The sequence below is a fragment of the Janthinobacterium sp. ROICE36 genome, assembly GCF_002869965.1.
GTDB lineage: Bacteria > Pseudomonadota > Gammaproteobacteria > Burkholderiales > Burkholderiaceae_D > Janthinobacterium.
In genome coordinates, this window is sequence record NZ_PEBS01000045.1 from 20,312 (window position 1) to 39,523 (window position 19,212).

Here is a 19,212-nt window from a genome sequence, read left to right on the forward strand (position 1 = left end):
GATCGGCGCGCCGTCGCTGCAGACGTGCGCGCCGCAGATTCCCACTTTATTGGCCGTCTTCTGGCACTACACGGGTATGCTGCATCCGCAACCGGTCGCCATTGGCGGTGCTGTCAATGCATGCCGCACACGGTGTGCACAGGGCATTCCGAATACGAGTTCATCACGGAAAAACCGCTGCTGCTGAACCTGCAGAAGGTCACGGCCGGGCTGATCGAGCGGGCGAAATAGCCGCTTGTAAAAATAGAAGGAAGTCATAGACTGCAAGCCTGAGACGAAGCCGGGCGCCGAACTTTTTATGCGCATGCGGGTCTGACGTTTCCATATAGGAAGGGAGCAGCTATGCATGAACAACAGGAGGCCCGGCTGGCGCCAGGCAAGGCAGGCGGGGCGGTACCGCGCCTGAAGCCGGACGAGGGGCGGTCATGAACTGGCCGCTGGAACGGGAAGTGGCGCACAAGCTGGCGCAGATGCGGGGCTGGCTGGAGCAGGAGCGTGCCGGTGCCGTGCGCCTGCGTGGCGTGGACTGGTTTGCGTGGGCCACGGCGGGCGCGTCGAACAGCCATAGCCATACGACCGAGTGCGGCTGCGCGGAAGTGCTGGTGACGCGTGACGCCGCCTATATCCTGACGGACGAGGCCGAAGCCATGCGCATGCGCGAAGAAGAAGTGCGCGGGCCATGGACGTGGCAAGTGTCGCCCTGGATGCAGCCGCAGCTGTATGAGTTGCGCGAGCATTTCGTGCAGCATGCGGCCGGGGGGGCGCCGGTCTTGTCCGACCGGCCAGGCTTGCACGAACGCAGCCTCCCCGTGGCCCTGCGTGAAGAGCGGCTGGTGCTGCTGGAATCGGAGCAGCAGCGCTATCGCCAGGTAGGGCAGCTGGCTGCCGGCGCGGCTGCGGATGCGCTGCGCCAGGCCCGTCCCGGCTGGAGCGAGCAGGAACTGGCTGCCGCCTGCGTGCGCGCGCTGTGGCTGCGGGGCTTGCAGGCCGTGCATGTGCTGGTCAGCGGCGAGGAGCGCCAACAGCGGTATCGGCGCGCGCCGCCGGCCCAGGTGGTGCTGGGCAGGCAAGCCGTACTGGCCTTGTGCGCGCGGCGTTTCGGCCTGTGTGCCAGCCTCAGTCGTCAACGACGCTTCGGCCCGGCGCAGCGTCGCGCCGATGGCGCGGCGGTGGCCATGGACGATGCCGATGCCGCCATGCTGGCGCTGGAAGCGGTGGCGCTCGACGCTTGCGAAACGGGCCATGCGCTGAGCATGGTGTATCACGCGCTCGACAGCGCCTACGCATATGCCGGCCAGCCCGACACGGTGCGCAGCAGCCGGCAGGGCGGCATCCATGGTTACCTGGCGCCCGAAGTGGCGGCCGGCGCACACACGGAAATCATCCTCAAGCGTGGCATGGCGCTGGCCTTCCACCCCAGCTTGCCAGGCAGATCGGTGGAAGACACCTTTTTGCTCGACGGCAGCCAATTGCACAACCTGACGCACGACCCGGCCTGGCCCTCGGCCGTGGTGCAGGGGCGCAGCCGCCCGCTGACCCTGGCCTTGGCTTGATACGGCCCTGTGTGCAAAAAATCTGTACGCAGCGGCCAGCCCCGGCCCCTGTCAATAGCGCTGCAACACGCCTGTTTGCACGCTGACCCGCTCGCCAATCTGGAACGCGGGGCGGGTATTTTGCATGAAGCTGCGCACCAGGCTGGCATTGTCCATGGCGTGACACGCCACCAGCACGGTGCAGCCCAGGCCGGCCAGCCGCCGGGTTTTTTTCGATCTTATCCTTTTCTCATGGTCGAATACTCGGGGGCATCACCCGCAGTGATGCCGATCGCCGCGATGGCTGTATCTAAGAGCATGGCGCAGCCGGGATGTTCGGCAGCCGTCATGAGTGATTGCGCTAGATCAAGCGTCTAATTGGCGTGCTTGGTATAAACGATGCTGGCAATCGCCATTTGTGCACCTGCACGTTTCCTCACTGTTGAATAGGGAGAAAAAATGTCATCTGGTCCTACCGCAAAACTGATCGATGAGTTGGTGCTGTCCGTCGTCGGCACTGCGCGCGATGCCCGTGCGTGCCATGTACTGACCCAGGCCTTGCATGGCTTGGTGCGGCTGGCGCGCTCGGAACAGTTGCTGGACATGCAGCGCGATGCGGCACGCGCCGTGGGCGCCGGCAGCCGGCGCGAGATGCGTGCCCTGATGCGGCGCCTGGGCGCGCGCAGCCAGGGGCAGTTGCGACTGGCATTGCAGGATAGCGTAGCGGACCGCGCCTGACGGGCGGTCACGCGCCCGTTCATGCTTCGGGCAGCGGCGCGCCCTTGCCGAGGGCAGCGGCGACCATTTTGGGCCAGAGGAAATACAGCGGCAGGCAGACCGCTGCTGCGGCCGTGATATCGACCACCCAGTCGCTGACGGCGCCATGGCGGTAAGGCAGGAAACTCTGGATGAATTCGTCCAGCGCGCCCATGGCCGCCACCATCAGCACCGACAGCAGCGCCCGGCGCGCCATGCTGCCGCCCGTGCCGCTGAACAGGATCAGGGCCAGCACGCCATAACCGAGCGAATGCAGCACGCCGCCCGAGGCATATAGACCCACGTCCGCGCGCACGCCGGGTATGTCGCCGATCAAAATCAGCAGGGCATATAGCAGTAGCGCGGTGCGGTAGCGCAGGCGTGCGTGGCGGTCGGCAAAACAGAGTTCGAGCAATGGTGCAGGCATGGTGCGTCAGGACAGATGGAAAGGCAGTCACCATATCATGTGCATGGCGGGCCGCCGTGTTTTTGTGCAAGAGCCTGCCGTACAGGCAAAAAAAGGCCCGCGGGACGCGGGCCAAAAACCCAAATGAGTGGGTCAAGAGTTGAGAGTTGCTCGGTACTTCCCATGTCGCCCGCCTTGCCGGCGCGCGCCACAGTCATGAAAGGGGAGTGGTGTGCCATCGCAGCACACCTGTCTGTAGTCAGGCATATCGGTTGCCTGTACAGCAGATGAAGCAAGTATAGGGGGCGAACATGACGGGCTGATGACACGCCGCAACATTTTTTTGCGGCAGGCAGAATGACCGGGAAAATTGTGGGATATGGCAATAATGGCCATGTTTCAGCAGGGGCAGCAAAAAAAAAGCCCGCTGGTGAAAGCGGGCTTAAAACTATTTTCTTGGAGGAGAATAGTGGAGACAGGTGCATTATGCTGCGTCGCACGATATGTGTCTAATGATCTTTTTAAATATACATTATTCTTTTTTGATATAACTCTGCCGTTTTACTCTCACTCCTTCACGGCCACCGTGTAGTTGAGCGCCATGCGTCCGCCATCGACATAGATGGTCTGGCCCGTCATGTAGCTGGCGTCGTCGCTGGCCAGGAAGGCGGCGATGCCGGCCACTTCTTCCGGTTCGCCGCAGCGGCCCAATGGGGTGCGCGACAGGATAGTGTGGCGCGCTTGCGGGCTCGACAGCACCGCTTGCTTGGCCAGTTCCGTCAGGATGGTGCCCGGGCCGATGCCGTTCACGCGCACGCCGTGCGAGGCGAGATTCAAAGCCATGACCTTGGTCAGCTGGTTGATCGCGCCTTTCGACACCACATACGGCACCTGGTTCGGAATGGCCAGTTCCGCATTCACGCTGGACATATTGATGATGCAGCCGCTGTTGCGCTTGACCATCTCGCGCGCCACGGCCTGGCCGCACAGGAACATCGATTTCAGGTTGATGCGCATGACCCTGTCGAAATCGTCTTCGCAGACGTCGAGGAAATCGGCCGCGTGCGTGACGCCCGCATTGTTAATGAGGATATCGATGTGGCCGAACTGGGCCAGGGTTTCCTTCAGCATGGCGTCCACGTCCGCCTTCTGGCTGACGTCGGCGCAAAAGAAGCGCGCCTGTGGGCCGAGGGCGGCTGCCGCCTGCACGCCTTCTTCCTTGATGTCGACCAGCATCACCTGCGCCCCTTCGGCGATCAGGCGGGTGGCGCAGGCCAGGCCGATGCCTTGCGTGGCGCCCGTGACGATGGCGGTTTGATTGATCAGTTTCATGTGTGCTCCTCGGCGGTAATAGGGGCCGCGCTGCCCAGCCTGCCAGCCTGCGCGGCAATGGGCAGATTTTAATCCCTGGGCAGGAATCAGAGGAGGATGGGTTCGTTCGGCAACTGGTTGCCGCGCGCGCCATCGGCGGGGAAGTGGCTTTGCAACAAGGTATTCAGTTGCTGCAAAGCGTAGAGCGTGCTGTCGTGGTAATTGCCATCCTTGAAACCGCTGGTCATGGTGCGGCACACGCCTTGCCACTGTTCCGGCGTGACGCGCCGGCCCACGTGGCGGTCGGCCACGATATCGACTTGGTGCTCGGCCAGGTTGATATAGATCAGTACGCCAACATTGTCTTCCGTATCCCACACGCCATACTGGGCGAACAGTTCGCGCGCCCGCTCGCGGTTGCTCACGCCATGGTAAGCCATGCCCGGTGTCAAGGCTGCCTCGACGATCAGGCGCACTTCCGCCTGGTGCATGGCTTCACCGTCGGCAATGGCCGTCTCGATGGCTTTCAGGGTGCGTTCGGGAAACGCCTGGCGCGCCGTCGCCGGCGTGCCGCGCAAATGCTTCAAGGCGCGTCCGCAGCGTTGTCCAAATGATAGTTGTTTCTTCATTACCAATCTCCCGAGGCGCCGCCGCCGTCAAAACCGCCGCCGCCGCCACCGAAACCACCGCCGCCACCGCCACCGCCAAAACCGCCGCCGCCACCACGGTTGTTCAGCGCCTGGCTCAAAATGCTGCCCAGTACGACACCCGTGGCGCCGCTGGACCAATTGGTGCCGCGCTGCAGCCGGGTCGGCCCGCCGCGCGAGCGGAACACGGTCAGCACGACGAGGAAGCCGAAGAACAGCAGCGGCAGCCAGAAGGTCATGCCGCCCGCTTCCACCGTGGCCGGTGCTTTCTGCTGTGCGGGAGCGGGGAATTGCTCCTGGTTCAGCAGGGTGGCAATCGCGCCCACGCCAGCGACCAGGCCGCCATAGAAATCGTTCTGCTTGAAATGCGGGGCGATGATGTCTTGCAAGATGCGTTTCGATTGCGCATCCGTCAGCACGCCCTGCACGCGACGGCCCGCTTCGATGCGCAGGCGGCGCAGGGATGATGGATTGTCTTTCGCCACCATCAGCAGCACGCCGTCGTCGACGCCCTTGCGGCCCAGCTTCCAGGCATCCGTCACGCGGATGCTGTATTGCTCGATGGCTTCCGGTTGCGTGCTCTTGACCAGCAGCACGGCGATCTGGCTGCCCGTCTTGGCTTCATAGTCGGCCAGCACGCCTTCCAGCGCCGCTTTCTGCCCGGCGTTGAGCATGCCGGCGTTGTCCGTCACGCGCGCGGCCAGCGGCGGCACGCCTTGCAAGTCCTGTGCGCTGGCGGGCAGGCTGGTGCACAGCAGCAGCGCCGTCGCCAGCGCCGCCAGATAAGACCAGGCTTTCATCTTATTTGCCGAAGTTGACGGTTGGCGCGGTCGAGATGGCTTTTTCATTTTCCACCGTGAACGACGGCTTGACCTTGTAGCCGAAGACCATGGCCGTCAAGTTGTTCGGGAAGCTGCGCGCATGCACGTTGTAATCCTGCACGGCAACGATGTAACGCTGACGCGCCACGGTGATGCGGTTTTCCGTGCCTTCCAACTGCGACTGCAAGTCGCGAAAACTCGTGTCGGCCTTCAAGTCCGGGTATTTCTCGGACACCACCATCAAACGCGACAGGGCCGACGACAACTGCCCCTGCACTTGCTGGAATTTCTCGAAGGCGGCCGGGTCGTTCAGCACTTCGGGCGTGATCTGGAAACTGGTGGCGGCAGCGCGCGCCTTGGTCACCGCTTCCAGCGTTTCGCGCTCGTGCGTGGCATAGCCCTTGACGGTGTTCACCAGGTTGGGGATCAGGTCGGCGCGGCGCTGGTACTGGTTGACCACTTCGCCCCAGGCGGCCTTGGTGGCTTCGTCCTTGCTCTGGAAGTCGTTGTAGCCGCAGCCCGTCAGGATGCCGGCCAGGACTGTGACGCTCAGCGCCAGGCGCAGCCATTTGGTGAGTTGATTGGTGATGTGCATGATGGATTCCGTGCGTAATGGGGGAGGTGAGGCAAATATACCTGAAACGGCCCGGGATGTCGGTTTAATAAGCGCTGGCCGCCACCCCTGGCTGCCTTGGCACGCCGTGGCAACCCTGCGCCGCGTTACAATACGGGGTTTGCAACTGAAGATAAGAAGGTGTGCCGTGAATTTCATCAATAAATTATCCGCCGCGTGGACGGCCAATAATTCCCTGCTGTGCGTGGGCCTGGACCCCGACCTGGCGAAACTGCCGGCCGAATTGCGCGATCTGCCCGATGGAATCACCACCTTTTGCACGCGCATCATCGACGCCACGGCCGACCTGGCCTGCGCCTTCAAGCCGCAGATCGCGTATTTCGGCGCGCTGGGCGCGGAAAAGCAGCTGGAAGACATCTGCCGCTACGTGCGCGAACATTATCCGCACATCCCCCTGATCCTCGATGCGAAACGGGGCGACATCGGCGCCACGGCCACGCAATACGCGCGCGAAGCGTTCGAGCGCTACGGCGCCGACGCCGTCACCGTGAACCCCTACATGGGCGAGGACTCGCTCGACCCCTACCTGGCGTGGAAGGACCGCGGCGTGATCATCCTGTGCCGCACCTCGAATCCGGGCGGCTCGGACCTGCAATTCCTCGACACGGACGGCGTGCCCCTGTACCAGCGCGTGGCGCGCCTGGTGGCCGAGAAATGGAACAAGAACGGCCAGTGCGCGCTCGTCGTCGGCGCCACCTTCCCTGAAGAACTGGCGCAAGTGCGCGCCATCGTGGGCGACATGCCGCTGCTGGTGCCCGGCATCGGCGCCCAGGGAGGCGACATCGCCGCCACCGTCGGCGCGGGCCAGACGGCGAACGGCATGGGCATGATGATCAGCTCTTCGCGCGCCATCATCTACGCCACGCCGCAAGCGGGCGAAGATTTCGCCGACGCGGCGCGCCGCGTGGCGATCGAAACGCGCGATGCGATCAATCAATATAGAGCTGTTTAAGTCTATTGCATGAAAAATGCCGGGCTAGCCCCGCATTTTTCATTTAGTCGCGCTGCGGGGCGACGATCTCCGCGTAATCGTACAGTTCGCCAAGAATCTCTTCCCCCCGCTCATCGACGGACTCCGACAGCACGTCGATTTCCGTAAACAGCATCTCGATGGTGCGGGCGCCGCCGTCGCCGTCGAACAAGCGGGCGGCGCGGTGTTGTTCCCAGCGCAGGCTTTCCGCTTCGCTCAGGGTATGCGGGAAATTGCGGGCGCGGTAGCGGAACAGCAGTTCCTGCAAGCGTTCATCGGCAAACGACGGGCGGGCCGTGGCCAGCCTGGCTGGCGTGTCGCGGCGCAGCGATTCGAGCAGGCGGCGGTCGTCGTTGCTGACGAAACCGTTGTACAAATCCTCATCCACATCCAGCGCGACATGCGCGCCCGGGCGCTGGAAGACTTCGGCCCAGATGGCATCCATGTTCGGCGCCGTGGCGGCCAGCTGGGCGTTGACCTTCGCCGCGTCCAGATCGATGCCCCATTGCGCGGCCATGGCGGGCGACAGGGTTTTCAAGTTGCCGACCAGCATGGGCGACTTGTTCAGGTGCACGCTTTTGACGGGCAGGCGCGTCATGCCCTCGGGCATGGCATCGTTGCGTGTGAACAGACGCGTGCGGATGGTGTCGGCGTCCAGCGTGAACAATTCGCGCGGGTCGTAGGCGCAATCCCAGACGAGGATTTCATTTTTGTTGCTCGGGTGCGTGGCCAGCGGCCAGACGATGCCCAGGCAGCCCCGTTCGGCCGGGAACATGCCGGACACGTGCAGGAAGGGCTGGCGCTCGCTGGCGGCCAGGTGCATGCCCATTTCGCTGGCGACCCTGTCTTTCTTGTGCAGGGCCAGGCAGAACTCGAACAGTTTCGGCTGTTTTTCGCGGATCAGGCGGGCCAGGGCGATGGTGGCGCGTACGTCGGACAGCGCATCATGCGCCGCTTCGTGGGCCAGGCCATTGGCCTTGCTCAGGTGTTCCAGTTTGAAGCTGGTCTGGCCATCGTCGCGCTTCGGCCATTGAATGCCTTCCGGGCGCAGCGCGTGCGTCATGCGCACCACGTCGAGGATGTCCCAGCGGCCGCAATGGTTTTTCCATTCGCGCGCATACGGGTCGATCAGGTTGCGCCAGAACAGGAAACGCGTGACTTCATCGTCGAAACGGATGGTGTTGTAGCCCACGCCGATGGTGCCCGGTTCCGAAAAGGCCGCTTCGATGGTGGCGGCGAACTGGTGTTCGGGCACGCCCAGCTGCAAGCACTGCTGCGGCGTGATGCCCGTGATCAGGCACGCTTGCGGGTCGGGCAGGAAATCATTGGCAGGCTGACAATACAGCATGATGGGCTCGCCGATTTCGTTGAGTTCGGCATCCGTGCGGATTGCGGCGAACTGGGCCGGGCGGTCGCGGCGCGGCTGGGCGCCAAAGGTTTCGTAGTCGTGCCAAAGGAAAGTCTGGGTAGTCATTGATGGTCGTTGCTTAATTGGTTATCTGGGCCGCTCAAAGAGTCGCTGCTACAGTTTTCTGAAAACCTGCCGATACTACACGAGAGGAAGGTCATCATTGCGTTTCCCGCATGGTGGCATACATTGCCCGTTCAAGGAGGCCTATCGTGTCAATTCCCATCGCCGCTAGCGGCAATTCCACCCCTTCCGTGACATCCGTCAGTACGGGCGTTGCCGGCAAGGACGATAAAGTTCAGCAAAAGGGCGGCATCAACGCTGAAATGAGCGTGAACGACCGCAGCAAGCTGCAGTTGAACGCTTCCATCATGCAGGCGTCGTTGAACGTCTCGATCGGTTCGGAAAACGAGCCGCTGGCGCTGCTCTACAAGACGGCCATCACCAACATCAATGAAGCCCTGAAGGGCCAGTACGGTGAAGATGCGATCCAGAACGCCGCGTCGCAGGACAACAGCGCCGAAGCGACGGCGAGCCGCATCGTATCGCTGTCGACGGGTTTTTTTGACGCCTACAAGAAACAGAATCCCGGCCTGGACGACGATACGGCGCTGAGCAAGTTCATGGATACCATCAGTGGCGGCATGGAAAAAGGCTTCAAGGAAGCGCGCGATATTTTGGGCGGCTTGAAAGTGCTGAATGGCGATATCGTCGGCAATATCGACAAGACGTACGAGCTGGTGCAGAAGGGCTACGCGGATTTCATCGCCGCGCACAGCAGCAAGAAGGAGGATGCCGCCAAGCCGGATGCGGCCAAGCCGGTTGACAGCAAGGCTGCCTGAGCTACAGCATGACCCTGTTGCGGCCCGATGCCTTTGCCCTGTAAAGGGCCGCATCGGCCGCCGCGATCAACGCTTCGTCGTCCTGTTCCGCCGCCAGGCTGGCCACGCCGAAGGAACCTGTGATGTGCGGCAGCGCGCTGCGCATGTCGGCGAAAATGACGGCTTGCTGCATGCGCTCGCACAAGCGCTCGGCGACCCGCAGTGCCACGTTTTCGCTAGTGTCGGGCAAGATCACCATCATTTCCTCGCCACCATAGCGCACGGCAAAATCCGTCGGTCGCAGGGCCGCGCCCAGCACTTGCGCGGCGATGCGTAATGCCTGGTCGCCCGCCTGGTGGCCGTGGGTGTCGTTGAAACGCTTGAAATGGTCGAGGTCTATCATCACCAGCGACAGCGGTGAGCTGCTGGCGTGGGCGGTGATGATCATGTTCGGCAGTAAATCGGTCAGCCAGGCGCGATTGTACAAGCCCGTCAGGCTGTCGACCATCGATAGCTGGCGGTAGAATTCGCCCAGTTTCTGCCGCCGGCGCAGCAGGGCATTGGCGGCGCGGATGCGGAAAGACAGCAGCCGCAGCAGGTTGCGTGCCAGGCCGTTCGATTGCTCGATCAATTCCCAGACGACGGCCGCATCGATTACCAGCAAGTCGGTTTCTTCCAGGGCGGAAATGGCGGCCAGGTTGCTCGCTTCATCGAGCACCGATTGTTCGCCCACGCTTTCGCCGGGCAAGACCTTGCTGACGGTGCCGTCATCCATGCCCGTGTGGGTGTCGGCGGCCACGGCCAGCGAGCCGCGCAAAACGATGTACAGGCTGGCACCTTGCGTGTCGGCAATCGCTTCGCCCGCTTCGAGGCGCATGACGGGGCAGGGCGCCAGCATGGCGGCCGTGTGGCTGTCCGCAGCATCGCTGAATAGCTGTAAATCACCGATGTTGCAGCCTGAAGCGCCGAAGTTGCCGATCTGTTCCACAATCACACTTTCAAAAAGCCGGCGCACGAGCAGGGGGCCGGTAGCTTCATGATAGCGTAAAGCGGCCTTGGCTGTAACGGCAAAAGCTTGCTTGATGTCACTTACTGTGAGAAATGCGACAATTATTTCATTGCTGTGTTAATCATTTAAAATGCTTGATATTTTAGTATTGATATTGCCGCGCGCGAAAGGCGGGCCGGATGTGCAAAGGCAGCCTTGAACGGCTGCCTCAGTCTCTGGAAATCCTGCGGGAGGGGAATTACTCGGCGGTTTCTTCCGCTTCGGTCGTATCGATCACGGCATTCTTGCCAGTGGCGTGGCGCTTGCTGTCTTGCAGGCGGCCCAGGGCACTATCGATGGCGCGTTTCAGCTTGTCGGTGGCGCCGGAAACGGATTGATGCACGGTAGCGTTCTGTTCGGTCACGGCAATCGGTTGATAGCCAGCAACGCGTGCCTCCATGACGCAGCGAATATCGTCGGCGCCGCCTTTCTGGCCATTCGTGTCGCTGATATGGACTTCAATGCGGGTCAGGTTCTCGCGGAAGCGGCTCAGTGCGCTTTCAAGTACGGATTGCACATGTTCGTTCAGTCCAGCGGTGTTGGCGATGGTGCTGTCGGTATGAATATTGATTTGCATATGCTTACTCCTGTCAATTCAAAAAAAACCCATCTCAGGCATGCTGCGGCCTGGTTGCTGCCTCATGCACATGACCTCGTGCATGGAACTTATCTTACTCCAGTTTCCACAATTTCAAGGGGTCTGCACGATTAAGATGGGCTTAACCCTTCAGCCAGGTCAAGTTTCCCTGCGGAATTCTTTTGCCCCGCTGCTTAGCCATTGATCAGGCCGGCGGCGATATTGATCGACAGCCCCAGCACGACCAGGTTGAAGAAAAAGCTCAGCACGGATTGCCCCAGCACGATCTGCCGCATCATGCGCGTTTGCACGCAAACGTCCGAGGTTTGCACGGCCACGGCGATGGTGAAGGCGAAATATAAAAAATCCCAGTAATCGGGTTCTTGCTCGCCGTCGGGAAATTTCAGGGGGCGTAGCGCAGGGTCGGCCCGGTAATATAGATGGGCATAGTGAAAGCAGAACAGGGTGCCGACGAGAAACCAGGAGCCGACCAGGGTGAGGATCGTCAAACCGTAGTGCAGCGCGCGTTCGTCCGGCGCCATGTCCTTCATCGAGGACAGCTGCGAGACGATGGCCACCAGGCTCATCACGGATGCGACGGACAGGGCCGACAGGACCGTGGCGGCCCGTTCATCCTGGCGCGCCGCCGTCGCCTTCACCTTGTGATGGTTGGCGCGCATCATCATCCAGGCCATCGTCGCCAGGTAGAACCAGACGGCGACGTTCCACGCCGTCAGCAAACGCGTCATCTGTTGCCATGCTGCGGGCAGCAGCAGGCCGGCCGCCACGCCGATGGCCGTGGCCATGCTCAGGTGGGGGCGGCTGCGGATGAAGCCGTGCAAGGGAAACGTGATTTTCATGGTGCAAAGTGGTCAATGGCAATAGCGCATCTTAGCTCTTAGTGTGCGCTCGCGGTGGTCGTTCTGGCGGCCGCTTCCTTCTCGTGGTGGGGGAAGCGGTCCATGCGCGACAGCACGGGGAATAGCACGGCCCAGATGCCCGTCACGGCCAGGGTGGCGGCACCGCCGAAGAGGACGGCGCGCACCAGGCCGAACCAGCCGGCCGTCAAGCCCGATTCGAATTCGCCCAGTTCGTTCGAGGCGCCGATGAAGACGGCATTCACGGCGCTGACCCGGCCGCGGATCTCGTCGGGCGTCTCGAACTGCACCAGCAAGTGGCGGATATAGACGCTGACCATGTCGCCGGCGCCCATCAGGAACAGCGCCGCCAGCGCCAGCGGGAAATAGCTGGTGCTGCCCAGCACCAGGGTGCCCAGGCCGAAGACGGCCACGCCGCCGAACATCCAGGCGCCCACGCGGCGCGTGATGGGAAAGATGGCCAGCGCGATCGAGCACAGGGCGGCGCCGGCGCCTGGCGCCGTGCGCAGCAGGCCCAGGCCGCTGGGGCCGATATGCAGCACGTCATGCGCGAGCGCCGGCAACAGGGCCGTCGCACCGCCGAACAGCACGGCAAACAGGTCGAGCGAAATGGCGCCCAGCACGATGGGTTTCGACCAGACGAAGCGCAAGCCTTCGAGCAGGGTGTGCCAGCTGACGGGTTCGCGTTTTACTACTTGCGGCGCGGGCGTGGTGGCGCGCATCAGCAAGACGGACGCGACCAGCAGCGCAGACGAGATCAAATACACCACCTTGGGGCCGAAGTAATACAGCAAGCCACCCAGGGTAGGCCCCAGGATGATGGCTACATGCGAGCTCGAGGAGCTGAGCGCGACGGCGCGGCTGAAGTGTTGTGTGGGCACCATGTTGACCAGCACGGCTTGCGTGGCCGGCATCATGAAGGCGCGCGCGCTGCCGAACAGCACCAGCACGGCAAACACGGGCCAGACGATGGAAATATTGCTTAACGTAAACGCCAACAGGGCCAGCGCGCAGGCCAGCTGCGCCGCCAGGCACCAGGCGATGATGTTGCGGCGGTTGTAGCGGTCGGCAACGTGGCCGGCCGGCAAGATCAGCACGAGGAAGGGCGCGAATTGCGCCAGGCCGATCAAGCCCAGGTCGAACAGGCTGCCCGTGATCTGGTACACCTGCCAGCCGATGGCCACGCTTTGCATCTGCACGGCCACCGTGCCCAGCACGCGGGCGGACAAGTAAAAAGCAAAATTGCGGTGACGCAGGATGGCGAAGGACATGAGATTTCCAGGGAACGGCGGGGTGGAGCGGTGGCAGCAGCAGATGCCGCGCCAGCAGCACGCGCTGTCTGGATGCTTACTTGGCCAGGTCGGCTTCCGTGGTGAAGGCGTCCGCGTAGAACTCGTCGGCTGGAAGTTGACACAATTGCACGAAATCGCGGTTGGCCGACTCGACGACGATGGGTGCGCCGCAGGCATACACTTGATAAGCGGACATATCCGGCAAATCGGCCATGACAGCCTGGTGCACGAAGCCCGTGCGGCCGCTCCAGGCGTCTTCCGGCAAGGCTTCCGACACGACGGGCACATAAGTGAACTGTGGCAAGTCGGCGGCCCACTGGCGGCACAGCGCATCCATGTACAGGTCGTGCGGACGGCGCGCGCCCCAGTACAGGGTGATCGGGCGCTGTGATTGCTCGTTGATCATGTGCTCGACGATGGCTTTCAAGGGGGCAAAGCCAGTGCCCGAGGCCAGCAGCACGACGGGCTTGTCGGAATCTTCGCGCAGGAAGAAGGTGCCCATCGGGCCCTCGAAGCGCAGGATGTCGCGCTCTTTCATGCTGCCGAACACCTGGTCGGTGAACAGGCCGCCCGGCATGTGGCGGATGTGCAGGCTCACGGGGCCACCGTCGACGGGGGCGCTGGCCATGCTGTAGCTGCGGCGCTTGTTGTCGCGCAGCATGATTTCGATATACTGTCCGGCGCGGTAGTGCAGGCGCTCGCTGGCCGGCAATTGCAAGGTCAGCACGACGACGTCGGGCGCGACCTTTTCAATCGTGGTCACGCGCGACGGCATTTTCTTGATCGGGTAGTCGCTGTTGCCCGCCACTTCGCGCGCCTGCACCACCAGGTCGCCCTGGGGCACGGCACAGCACAGCAGCGAGTAGCCGGCGGCCGCTTCATCTTCCGTCAGGGAACGGGCCTGATATGGCTTATGCTGTACGCTGCCGGACACGATCTTGCCCTTGCAAGAGCTGCAGGCGCCGCTCTTGCAGCTATACGGCAAGCCCACGCCGGCGCGGATCGCTGCCGACAGGACGGTTTCATCCGCTTCACAGCTGAATTGGTGGCCGCTGGGCTGAACAGTAATTTGAAAAGTCATACAATCCTTGAGATGAAAAATATGTTAATGCACTCTTTGCGCAAACCCGTGGGCTTGCCGCGCCTGCTGATCCTGGGCTGCGGCGACGTCGGCATGCGCCTGCTGCCCCTGCTGCGCGCGCGTTTTCGCGTCTTTGCCGTCACCAGCCAGCTGGCGCGTTGCGCGCAGCTGCGGGCGGCCGGCGCCGTGCCCATCGTGGCCAACCTCGACGACCGCGCCAGCCTGAAACGGCTGGCCGGACTGGCGCCGCTGATCGTGCACCTGGCGCCGCCTTTGTCGTCGGGCTTGCTGGACCGGCGCACGCGCAATCTGGTCGCCATTTTACCCGAGCATGCACGCATGGTGTATGTGAGTACCAGCGGCGTGTATGGCGATTGCGCCGGCGCCTGGGTCGATGAGACGCGGCCGCCCGCGCCGGCGAATGCGCGGGCAAAGCGGCGCGTGGATGCCGAACAGGTCTTGCGGGGCTGGGGCGCGCGCCGCGGCGCCAGCGTGGCCATCTTGCGCGTGCCCGGCATTTATGCGCACGACCGCCTGCCCCTGAAGCGCCTGCGCGAAGGCACGCCGGCCCTGGCCGCGAGCGACGATGTGTACACCAACCATATCCATGCCGACGATTTGGCGCGCGTCATCGAACGGGCCCTGTGGCGGGGCAAGCCGGGACGCGTGTATCACGCCAACGATGACAGCGAGCTCAAAATGGCGGAATATTTCGATGCCGTGGCCGACACCTTCGGCCTGCCGCGCCCGCCGCGCCTGCCGCGTGCCGAACTGCAGCAAGTGGTCACGCCGATGCTGCTGTCGTTCATGTCCGAATCGCGCCGCCTGCGCAATACCCGCCTCAAGCGCGAGCTGGGCGTGCGCCTGCGCTACGCGCGCGTGGCCGATGCCTTGCAGTCGCTGTCCGCCGATGCGGCCAGCATCGGGTAAAATGGTCGGTTATCTGCGCACTTTGCTGGGCCGGCGCGCAGCGCGCCGCTGCGGCGGTGCGCCATTCACCTAAGGACTACAGCATGACCACCCTCACTTACGAAACATACCTGGACGAGGTCACCACCGTCCTGACGGAACTGTATGATCTCGACGACGACGCCGCCATCAAGCTGGTCGTGGCGGCGCAGGATGCCGAATTTTTTGTCCCGCACGATGCGCATGAGGAAATGCGTACCGCCGAGCAAGCCAAGAAAGATGCAGTCACCCTGTTCGAGCGCAAGCAGAATCGCCAGCAAACGCAGGAAAAACAGCAACAGCGCGTGCGCCAGCTAAAGAAATAAGAGCAGTCCATCGGCCGCCAAGCCGCTGGAGCATGGCGCAGTGCGGGCTGCGGCGCAACGCCGGGGTCTTGCCATTTGATGCAATGCAAACGCGTCATGGCGCGCTGGCGATATGCTGAGCAATGTCGTCACGCGTCCTGGCTCTTGTGGCGGGCCCTACAGTGCGCGACGCTGTTTCCCGTCAGCAGGAGCGAGCCATGCGAGCTACGATCCACCCCAGCAAGGAACAGGTGCGCGCCTATGTGCGCGGCCGTGAACATGCACTGCAGCCGCCGCCGCCCGATGAAATTCGCCGGCAACTGGTCTGGTGCCGCGTGGACGCCTTCCCCGGCCATGCCTGACGACTACCCGGCCGGCATGACCGCGCAAGGCTGGCATTTATCCGCGGACATGGCTCGCCTGAGCACGCTCATGGCGATTGCCTGCTTGATACACAGCGGTGTTCCTCATTGTAAAAATTGATGACTTGCAGCAAATTTTTCCGATTTGAGTTATCCTTTAACACATTCCAAGTGCGTCAATTCTCTTCAATTATCACAATTTTGCTTTAAGTTACGCAAAAATCAACAATAGCGTGTATTATATTGTTTTTGGCGTAAAGGCCGCATAATTGATGGCGATTTTTAGTGTGTTTACCCTGAATTATTGCAGAGGAGACATTCGGTTTCTTTGTGCACTAATACAACAAGTACGGATTTTTGATCATGTCTCTCAAACAAATTACCTCTTTGCCTACCTACAACCCGAATCGCGTCCTCGATGCGATCATCGACAAGCTGCAACTGAAAAACGATGCCGCCTTGTCGCGCGCGCTGGAAGTGGCGCCACCTGTCATCAGCAAGATTCGTCACAACACCTTGCCGATCGGCGCCACGATCCTCATCCGCATGCATGAAATCAGCGATTTCAGCATTCGTGAACTGCGCGAGTTGATGGCTGCCTAAGAACGCCTGACAGACGGCAAACTGAGAGGTGCCGTCTGGGTACGTCAGGCTTGCCGCGTGCGGCAGCCACAGCTGTTTTCCGCTGTTCTATTGCGCGTCACGGTTCAGCACCGGACGATCGACATAGAAACGCCCGATTTCCAGGCCGGTCGTGGACGACTTGACCGCCGCGGCAGCCAGTGTGGCAGGCGCGCTGGAAAATGCGGTATTGGCAGCCCCGGTCGCACGACCCGAATACGCTGTCGCCTGCACCGCTGCGCTGGAAAACGCTGTCTGCACCGCCCGCCCCGAGTAGGCCGTCGCCTGCACTGCGGCACTGGAAAACGCTGTTTGTACCGCCCGCCCCGAGTAGGCCGTCGCCTGCACCGCGGCACTGGAAAACGCTGTTTGTACAGCCCGTCCCGAAGTCGCAGACTGTACCGCGCGCCCCGAATACGCCGTTTCTGCGCGGATATAGTCTTCCCCGAACGTTTGTTCATACAGTTGTTTCATGCGCTCACCCACGCGATGGTGCGCCGCTTCGTCGTCTTCGCCGCGCAGGCCGATGTAGGGAAAGTGGTGCAGGAAGTAACCGAAGACCTGTTCGCAGTCCGCCGCATATTTCAAGGTATCGAGGATGTGGTAGTGCCAGAAGGTATCGACGTCCATCAGTGGTGCCGTTTCTTCTTCCGGAAACTGTTTCATCAGGATGAGAAAGCGCCGGTATTCGAATTCCACCGCATTGGCCTTTTCCAGAGTCCATCCTTCGCCTGACTCCCGGTGCATCAGCTTGACCTTGATCGCGTCCAAATTCAAATCGCTAATTGCTTTGAAACTGTCGTTCGTATCCATGAATGTCCTTTGGTAAAGAGTATTGTGGGAAATACGGTGAAACAAGGGGGAGAGTGGTGGGTGTGGACTCCTTGTAAGTAGTCGAAGAATGCCTGACCCATGGCGGGCAGGCGCCGAGTTGTTCTACATTAATATTGCATTTAATTACGAAATAAGCAAGCTGAGCTTGCTTCAATGCGGCTTGTCTGTCAGGTGTTGCTCCGGCTTTCTTCCTGGTAGGGAAACGCGGTGGCGTCCGCGCCCAGCGGCACGCTGACATGCACGCGCATGCCTGCGCCGGGGCTGCTTTCGATATAGAAAGTGCCACCCAACAACTTGATGCGCTCCTCGATCCCTACCAGGCCAAATGAGCCCAGCTTGTTGCGTCCGTCGATGGCCGCGCCCACGCCGTTGTCGCTGATGCTCATCGACACCGTAGCGCGGCACTTTTCCAGCTTGACTTGCACGCGGCTGGCATTGGCATGCTGGGAAATGTTGCTGAGCGACTCTTGCAGGATGCGGAACAGGGCCGTCGCGCATTGATCGCTGAGGCAGATGTCGGCATGGCTTTCGCTCACTTCGCAGTCGATGCCCGTGCGCTGGCGAAACTGCGCCACCTGCCATTCGACGGCCGCATTCACGCCCAGGTCCAGCACGGTAGGGCGCAAGTCGTTGATGATCTGCCGCACGCTCTTGATGGTGGCGTCGATCTGCCCCAGGGTCGAACGGGCGCGGGCGTTCAGGCGCGGGTGGCGGCGCTGCGTGCGCGAGGCCAGCATGTCGGCATCGATGCGCAATACCAGCAGATTCTGCCCCAGATCGTCGTGAATTTCGCGCGCGATGCGCTTGCGCTCTTCTTCCTTGATCTGGTCGGCGTGGGCCGCCAGGCGGCGCAGTTTTTGGTGCGACAACTGCAGGCGGATCTGGCTGGCACGCAATTCCTCCGTCATGCCCGTCGCCATCTGGATGGCGCGCCGGCGCGACGACGCCAGGGTATGGAACAGCACATACAGCAGCATGCTGCTGGAAAAGCCGATCAGCAGGGCCAGCCAAGGCAGGAAGGCGTCGAAGCGCGTGTACAGGTCGCTCTTGCGCACGCTGAACAGCGCTTGCCAGACGCGGCCATTGTGCTCGATCAGCATCGTGCTGCTCAGGTAACGTCCCGAGTTGCCGGGCAGCCACCATGGCGCATGCATGCCCGCCGCCGTGCTGTCGAAGATGGGGCGCATGTCGTGCGGCAGTTGCTGCGGCAAGTCCGCTTGTCCTAGCGCCTGCGGGCCGATATCGAACAGGGTCAGGCGGACATTGCGTACCGGCATGTCGGCCAGCGCGCTGCGCATCATCGTCACCAGGTCGTAGCCGATGCCCACGGAACCCTGGTGAGCCGCGCGCTTTTGTTCTGCCGTGTCGAGCGGCATGCCGTAGCGGTACACGGGCAGGCGCATGGCCATGCCCGTCAATTGGGGTCGGCCTTCCATCGGCACGGGCGCGCCGGAATTGCTGATGTGGCCCGTATCGCGTGATTGCGCCAGCGTTTCGGCGATCAGGGGGCGCGCGGCGATGTCATAGCCATATTTTTCCGGGGCGCTGGCAATCGGCTCGATGTACACCAGCACGGAATACTGGGCGCGCGGTGCAGGCGGATGGATGGCAAACGCCGGATAGCCGTCGCGCCCCGGCGGATAGGCGCGCTGCATGGCCGCTTCGAAGGGGGCGCGCTGCGTCTCGTCGAGTTCACGGCTGTAATTGAGATTCATGACGCCCGGGTAGGTCTGCTGCAGGGCGAGGTTTGACACGTAGCGGTGGAATTGTTCGCGGCTCACGTGTTCGTTGGCATGGAACAGGCCGGCCGTACCGCGCAGCAGATTGGCATACGACTTGACGCGCGATTCGATGTTTTTCTGGGTATTGCGCGCCAGATTGTTGAATAGCTCGCCGGCATCGTTTTCGATCGATAGCGAGGCAGCCTTGTAGAGCAGCAGGCCCACCATCAACGACATCA

At 62.1% G+C, this 19,212-nt stretch carries 21 protein-coding genes; 8 read left to right on the forward strand and 13 right to left on the reverse strand.

The window, feature by feature from the left end; translation table 11 throughout:
* The first annotated feature begins 425 nt into the window (after nt 1-425).
* Both CSZ94_RS18020 and CSZ94_RS18025 read left to right on the forward strand, forming a co-directional pair.
* Entirely contained in the window at nt 426-1,553 is a 1,128-nt protein-coding gene (locus CSZ94_RS18020) for a M24 family metallopeptidase (RefSeq protein ID WP_102122769.1), read from the forward strand.
* A gap of 438 nt (nt 1,554-1,991) precedes the next feature.
* Nucleotides 1,992-2,270 (forward strand): hypothetical protein, encoded by a 279-nt coding sequence (locus CSZ94_RS18025; RefSeq protein WP_146009836.1) that lies wholly within the window; start codon nt 1,992-1,994, stop codon nt 2,268-2,270.
* Nucleotides 2,271-2,289: 19 nt separating this feature from the next.
* Here CSZ94_RS18025 and CSZ94_RS18030 read toward each other — a convergent pair whose 3' ends face one another.
* The 5 genes from CSZ94_RS18030 to CSZ94_RS18050 all read right to left on the reverse strand — a co-directional run bounded on the left by CSZ94_RS18030 (nt 2,290) and on the right by CSZ94_RS18050 (nt 6,068).
* Nucleotides 2,290-2,715, reverse strand: coding sequence for a VanZ family protein (locus CSZ94_RS18030; RefSeq protein ID WP_258001063.1), 426 nt, complete (start codon nt 2,713-2,715; stop codon nt 2,290-2,292).
* 546 nt (nt 2,716-3,261) lie between these two features.
* Nucleotides 3,262-4,026 (reverse strand): SDR family NAD(P)-dependent oxidoreductase, encoded by a 765-nt coding sequence (locus tag CSZ94_RS18035; protein ID WP_102122771.1) that lies wholly within the window; start codon nt 4,024-4,026, stop codon nt 3,262-3,264.
* 86 nt (nt 4,027-4,112) lie between these two features.
* Nucleotides 4,113-4,634, reverse strand: coding sequence for a TPM domain-containing protein (locus CSZ94_RS18040; protein ID WP_102122772.1), 522 nt, complete (start codon nt 4,632-4,634; stop codon nt 4,113-4,115).
* Entirely contained in the window at nt 4,634-5,452 is an 819-nt protein-coding gene (locus CSZ94_RS18045) for a TPM domain-containing protein (protein WP_102122773.1), read from the reverse strand. The genes CSZ94_RS18040 and CSZ94_RS18045 overlap by 1 nt, the downstream gene beginning before the upstream one ends.
* Nucleotide 5,453: 1 nt before the next feature.
* On the reverse strand, nt 5,454-6,068 hold the full coding sequence (locus CSZ94_RS18050) for a LemA family protein (RefSeq protein ID WP_102122774.1): 615 nt from the start codon (nt 6,066-6,068) through the stop codon (nt 5,454-5,456).
* 166 nt (nt 6,069-6,234) lie between these two features.
* Between CSZ94_RS18050 and pyrF the strand changes: the two genes are divergently transcribed.
* Entirely contained in the window at nt 6,235-7,059 is an 825-nt protein-coding gene (gene pyrF, locus CSZ94_RS18055; protein WP_102122775.1) for an orotidine-5'-phosphate decarboxylase, read from the forward strand.
* 43 nt (nt 7,060-7,102) lie between these two features.
* On the opposite strand, the gene sbcB is transcribed toward pyrF, so the two are convergent.
* Complete coding sequence (gene sbcB, locus CSZ94_RS18060; protein ID WP_102122776.1) at nt 7,103-8,551, reverse strand: exodeoxyribonuclease I; 1,449 nt, start codon at nt 8,549-8,551, stop codon at nt 7,103-7,105.
* A 146-nt stretch (nt 8,552-8,697) separates the two neighbouring features.
* Between sbcB and CSZ94_RS18065 the strand changes: the two genes are divergently transcribed.
* The gene (locus CSZ94_RS18065; protein WP_258001064.1) at nt 8,698-9,327 is read left to right on the forward strand and encodes a DUF5610 domain-containing protein; all 630 of its coding nucleotides are present in this window, start codon (nt 8,698-8,700) and stop codon (nt 9,325-9,327) included.
* A gap of 1 nt (nt 9,328) precedes the next feature.
* Here CSZ94_RS18065 and CSZ94_RS18070 read toward each other — a convergent pair whose 3' ends face one another.
* The 5 genes from CSZ94_RS18070 to CSZ94_RS18090 all read right to left on the reverse strand — a co-directional run bounded on the left by CSZ94_RS18070 (nt 9,329) and on the right by CSZ94_RS18090 (nt 14,182).
* The gene (locus CSZ94_RS18070; RefSeq protein ID WP_102122794.1) at nt 9,329-10,294 is read right to left on the reverse strand and encodes a GGDEF domain-containing protein; all 966 of its coding nucleotides are present in this window, start codon (nt 10,292-10,294) and stop codon (nt 9,329-9,331) included.
* 259 nt (nt 10,295-10,553) lie between these two features.
* Entirely contained in the window at nt 10,554-10,931 is a 378-nt protein-coding gene (locus CSZ94_RS18075) for an HPF/RaiA family ribosome-associated protein (protein WP_102122778.1), read from the reverse strand.
* A gap of 194 nt (nt 10,932-11,125) precedes the next feature.
* Entirely contained in the window at nt 11,126-11,791 is a 666-nt protein-coding gene (locus CSZ94_RS18080; RefSeq protein ID WP_102122779.1) for a DUF1345 domain-containing protein, read from the reverse strand.
* A 38-nt stretch (nt 11,792-11,829) separates the two neighbouring features.
* Nucleotides 11,830-13,080 carry an MFS transporter gene (locus CSZ94_RS18085; RefSeq protein ID WP_102122780.1) on the reverse strand — a complete coding sequence of 417 codons (1,251 nt, stop codon included), beginning with the start codon at nt 13,078-13,080 and terminating at the stop codon, nt 11,830-11,832.
* A gap of 76 nt (nt 13,081-13,156) precedes the next feature.
* Nucleotides 13,157-14,182, reverse strand: a complete 1,026-nt coding sequence (locus CSZ94_RS18090) for a CDP-6-deoxy-delta-3,4-glucoseen reductase (protein WP_102122781.1) — start codon at nt 14,180-14,182, stop codon at nt 13,157-13,159.
* Between the two features lie 12 nt (nt 14,183-14,194).
* Between CSZ94_RS18090 and CSZ94_RS18095 the strand changes: the two genes are divergently transcribed.
* The 4 genes from CSZ94_RS18095 to CSZ94_RS18105 all read left to right on the forward strand — a co-directional run bounded on the left by CSZ94_RS18095 (nt 14,195) and on the right by CSZ94_RS18105 (nt 16,400).
* The gene (locus tag CSZ94_RS18095; protein WP_102122782.1) at nt 14,195-15,112 is read left to right on the forward strand and encodes an SDR family oxidoreductase; all 918 of its coding nucleotides are present in this window, start codon (nt 14,195-14,197) and stop codon (nt 15,110-15,112) included.
* Nucleotides 15,113-15,195: 83 nt separating this feature from the next.
* Complete coding sequence (locus tag CSZ94_RS18100) at nt 15,196-15,456, forward strand: hypothetical protein (RefSeq protein WP_102122783.1); 261 nt, start codon at nt 15,196-15,198, stop codon at nt 15,454-15,456.
* A 197-nt stretch (nt 15,457-15,653) separates the two neighbouring features.
* Nucleotides 15,654-15,797 (forward strand): hypothetical protein, encoded by a 144-nt coding sequence (locus tag CSZ94_RS28080; RefSeq protein WP_180977528.1) that lies wholly within the window; start codon nt 15,654-15,656, stop codon nt 15,795-15,797.
* A 363-nt stretch (nt 15,798-16,160) separates the two neighbouring features.
* Entirely contained in the window at nt 16,161-16,400 is a 240-nt protein-coding gene (locus CSZ94_RS18105; RefSeq protein ID WP_029496207.1) for a hypothetical protein, read from the forward strand.
* An 87-nt stretch (nt 16,401-16,487) separates the two neighbouring features.
* On the opposite strand, the gene CSZ94_RS18110 is transcribed toward CSZ94_RS18105, so the two are convergent.
* Together CSZ94_RS18110 and CSZ94_RS18115 are read right to left on the reverse strand one after the other, a co-directional pair.
* Entirely contained in the window at nt 16,488-17,231 is a 744-nt protein-coding gene (locus CSZ94_RS18110; protein ID WP_102122784.1) for a glycine-rich domain-containing protein, read from the reverse strand.
* A 188-nt stretch (nt 17,232-17,419) separates the two neighbouring features.
* On the reverse strand, nt 17,420-19,210 hold the full coding sequence (locus CSZ94_RS18115) for a CHASE domain-containing protein (RefSeq protein ID WP_258001065.1): 1,791 nt from the start codon (nt 19,208-19,210) through the stop codon (nt 17,420-17,422).
* Between the last annotated feature and the right edge of the window lie 2 nt (nt 19,211-19,212).

What these genes read in the sequence shown, in the direction of transcription:
- CSZ94_RS18095 (WP_102122782.1), top strand. Translation starts at nt 14,195, where the DNA reads ATGAAAAATATGTTAATGCACTCTTTGCGCAAACCCGTGGGCTTGCCG.
- CSZ94_RS18045 (WP_102122773.1), bottom strand. Translation starts at nt 5,452, where the DNA reads ATGAAAGCCTGGTCTTATCTGGCGGCGCTGGCGACGGCGCTGCTGCTG.
- CSZ94_RS18105 (WP_029496207.1), top strand. Translation starts at nt 16,161, where the DNA reads ATGTCTCTCAAACAAATTACCTCTTTGCCTACCTACAACCCGAATCGC.
- CSZ94_RS18075 (WP_102122778.1), bottom strand. Translation starts at nt 10,931, where the DNA reads ATGCAAATCAATATTCATACCGACAGCACCATCGCCAACACCGCTGGA.
- CSZ94_RS18030 (WP_258001063.1), bottom strand. Translation starts at nt 2,715, where the DNA reads ATGCCTGCACCATTGCTCGAACTCTGTTTTGCCGACCGCCACGCACGC.
- CSZ94_RS18090 (WP_102122781.1), bottom strand. Translation starts at nt 14,182, where the DNA reads ATGACTTTTCAAATTACTGTTCAGCCCAGCGGCCACCAATTCAGCTGT.
- sbcB (WP_102122776.1), bottom strand. Translation starts at nt 8,551, where the DNA reads ATGACTACCCAGACTTTCCTTTGGCACGACTACGAAACCTTTGGCGCC.
- CSZ94_RS18100 (WP_102122783.1), top strand. Translation starts at nt 15,196, where the DNA reads ATGACCACCCTCACTTACGAAACATACCTGGACGAGGTCACCACCGTC.
- CSZ94_RS18050 (WP_102122774.1), bottom strand. Translation starts at nt 6,068, where the DNA reads ATGCACATCACCAATCAACTCACCAAATGGCTGCGCCTGGCGCTGAGC.
- CSZ94_RS18020 (WP_102122769.1), top strand. Translation starts at nt 426, where the DNA reads ATGAACTGGCCGCTGGAACGGGAAGTGGCGCACAAGCTGGCGCAGATG.
- CSZ94_RS18110 (WP_102122784.1), bottom strand. Translation starts at nt 17,231, where the DNA reads ATGGATACGAACGACAGTTTCAAAGCAATTAGCGATTTGAATTTGGAC.
- CSZ94_RS18115 (WP_258001065.1), bottom strand. Translation starts at nt 19,210, where the DNA reads ATGTCGTTGATGGTGGGCCTGCTGCTCTACAAGGCTGCCTCGCTATCG.
- CSZ94_RS18080 (WP_102122779.1), bottom strand. Translation starts at nt 11,791, where the DNA reads ATGAAAATCACGTTTCCCTTGCACGGCTTCATCCGCAGCCGCCCCCAC.
- CSZ94_RS18085 (WP_102122780.1), bottom strand. Translation starts at nt 13,080, where the DNA reads ATGTCCTTCGCCATCCTGCGTCACCGCAATTTTGCTTTTTACTTGTCC.
- CSZ94_RS18025 (WP_146009836.1), top strand. Translation starts at nt 1,992, where the DNA reads ATGTCATCTGGTCCTACCGCAAAACTGATCGATGAGTTGGTGCTGTCC.
- CSZ94_RS28080 (WP_180977528.1), top strand. Translation starts at nt 15,654, where the DNA reads ATGCGAGCTACGATCCACCCCAGCAAGGAACAGGTGCGCGCCTATGTG.
- CSZ94_RS18035 (WP_102122771.1), bottom strand. Translation starts at nt 4,026, where the DNA reads ATGAAACTGATCAATCAAACCGCCATCGTCACGGGCGCCACGCAAGGC.
- CSZ94_RS18040 (WP_102122772.1), bottom strand. Translation starts at nt 4,634, where the DNA reads ATGAAGAAACAACTATCATTTGGACAACGCTGCGGACGCGCCTTGAAG.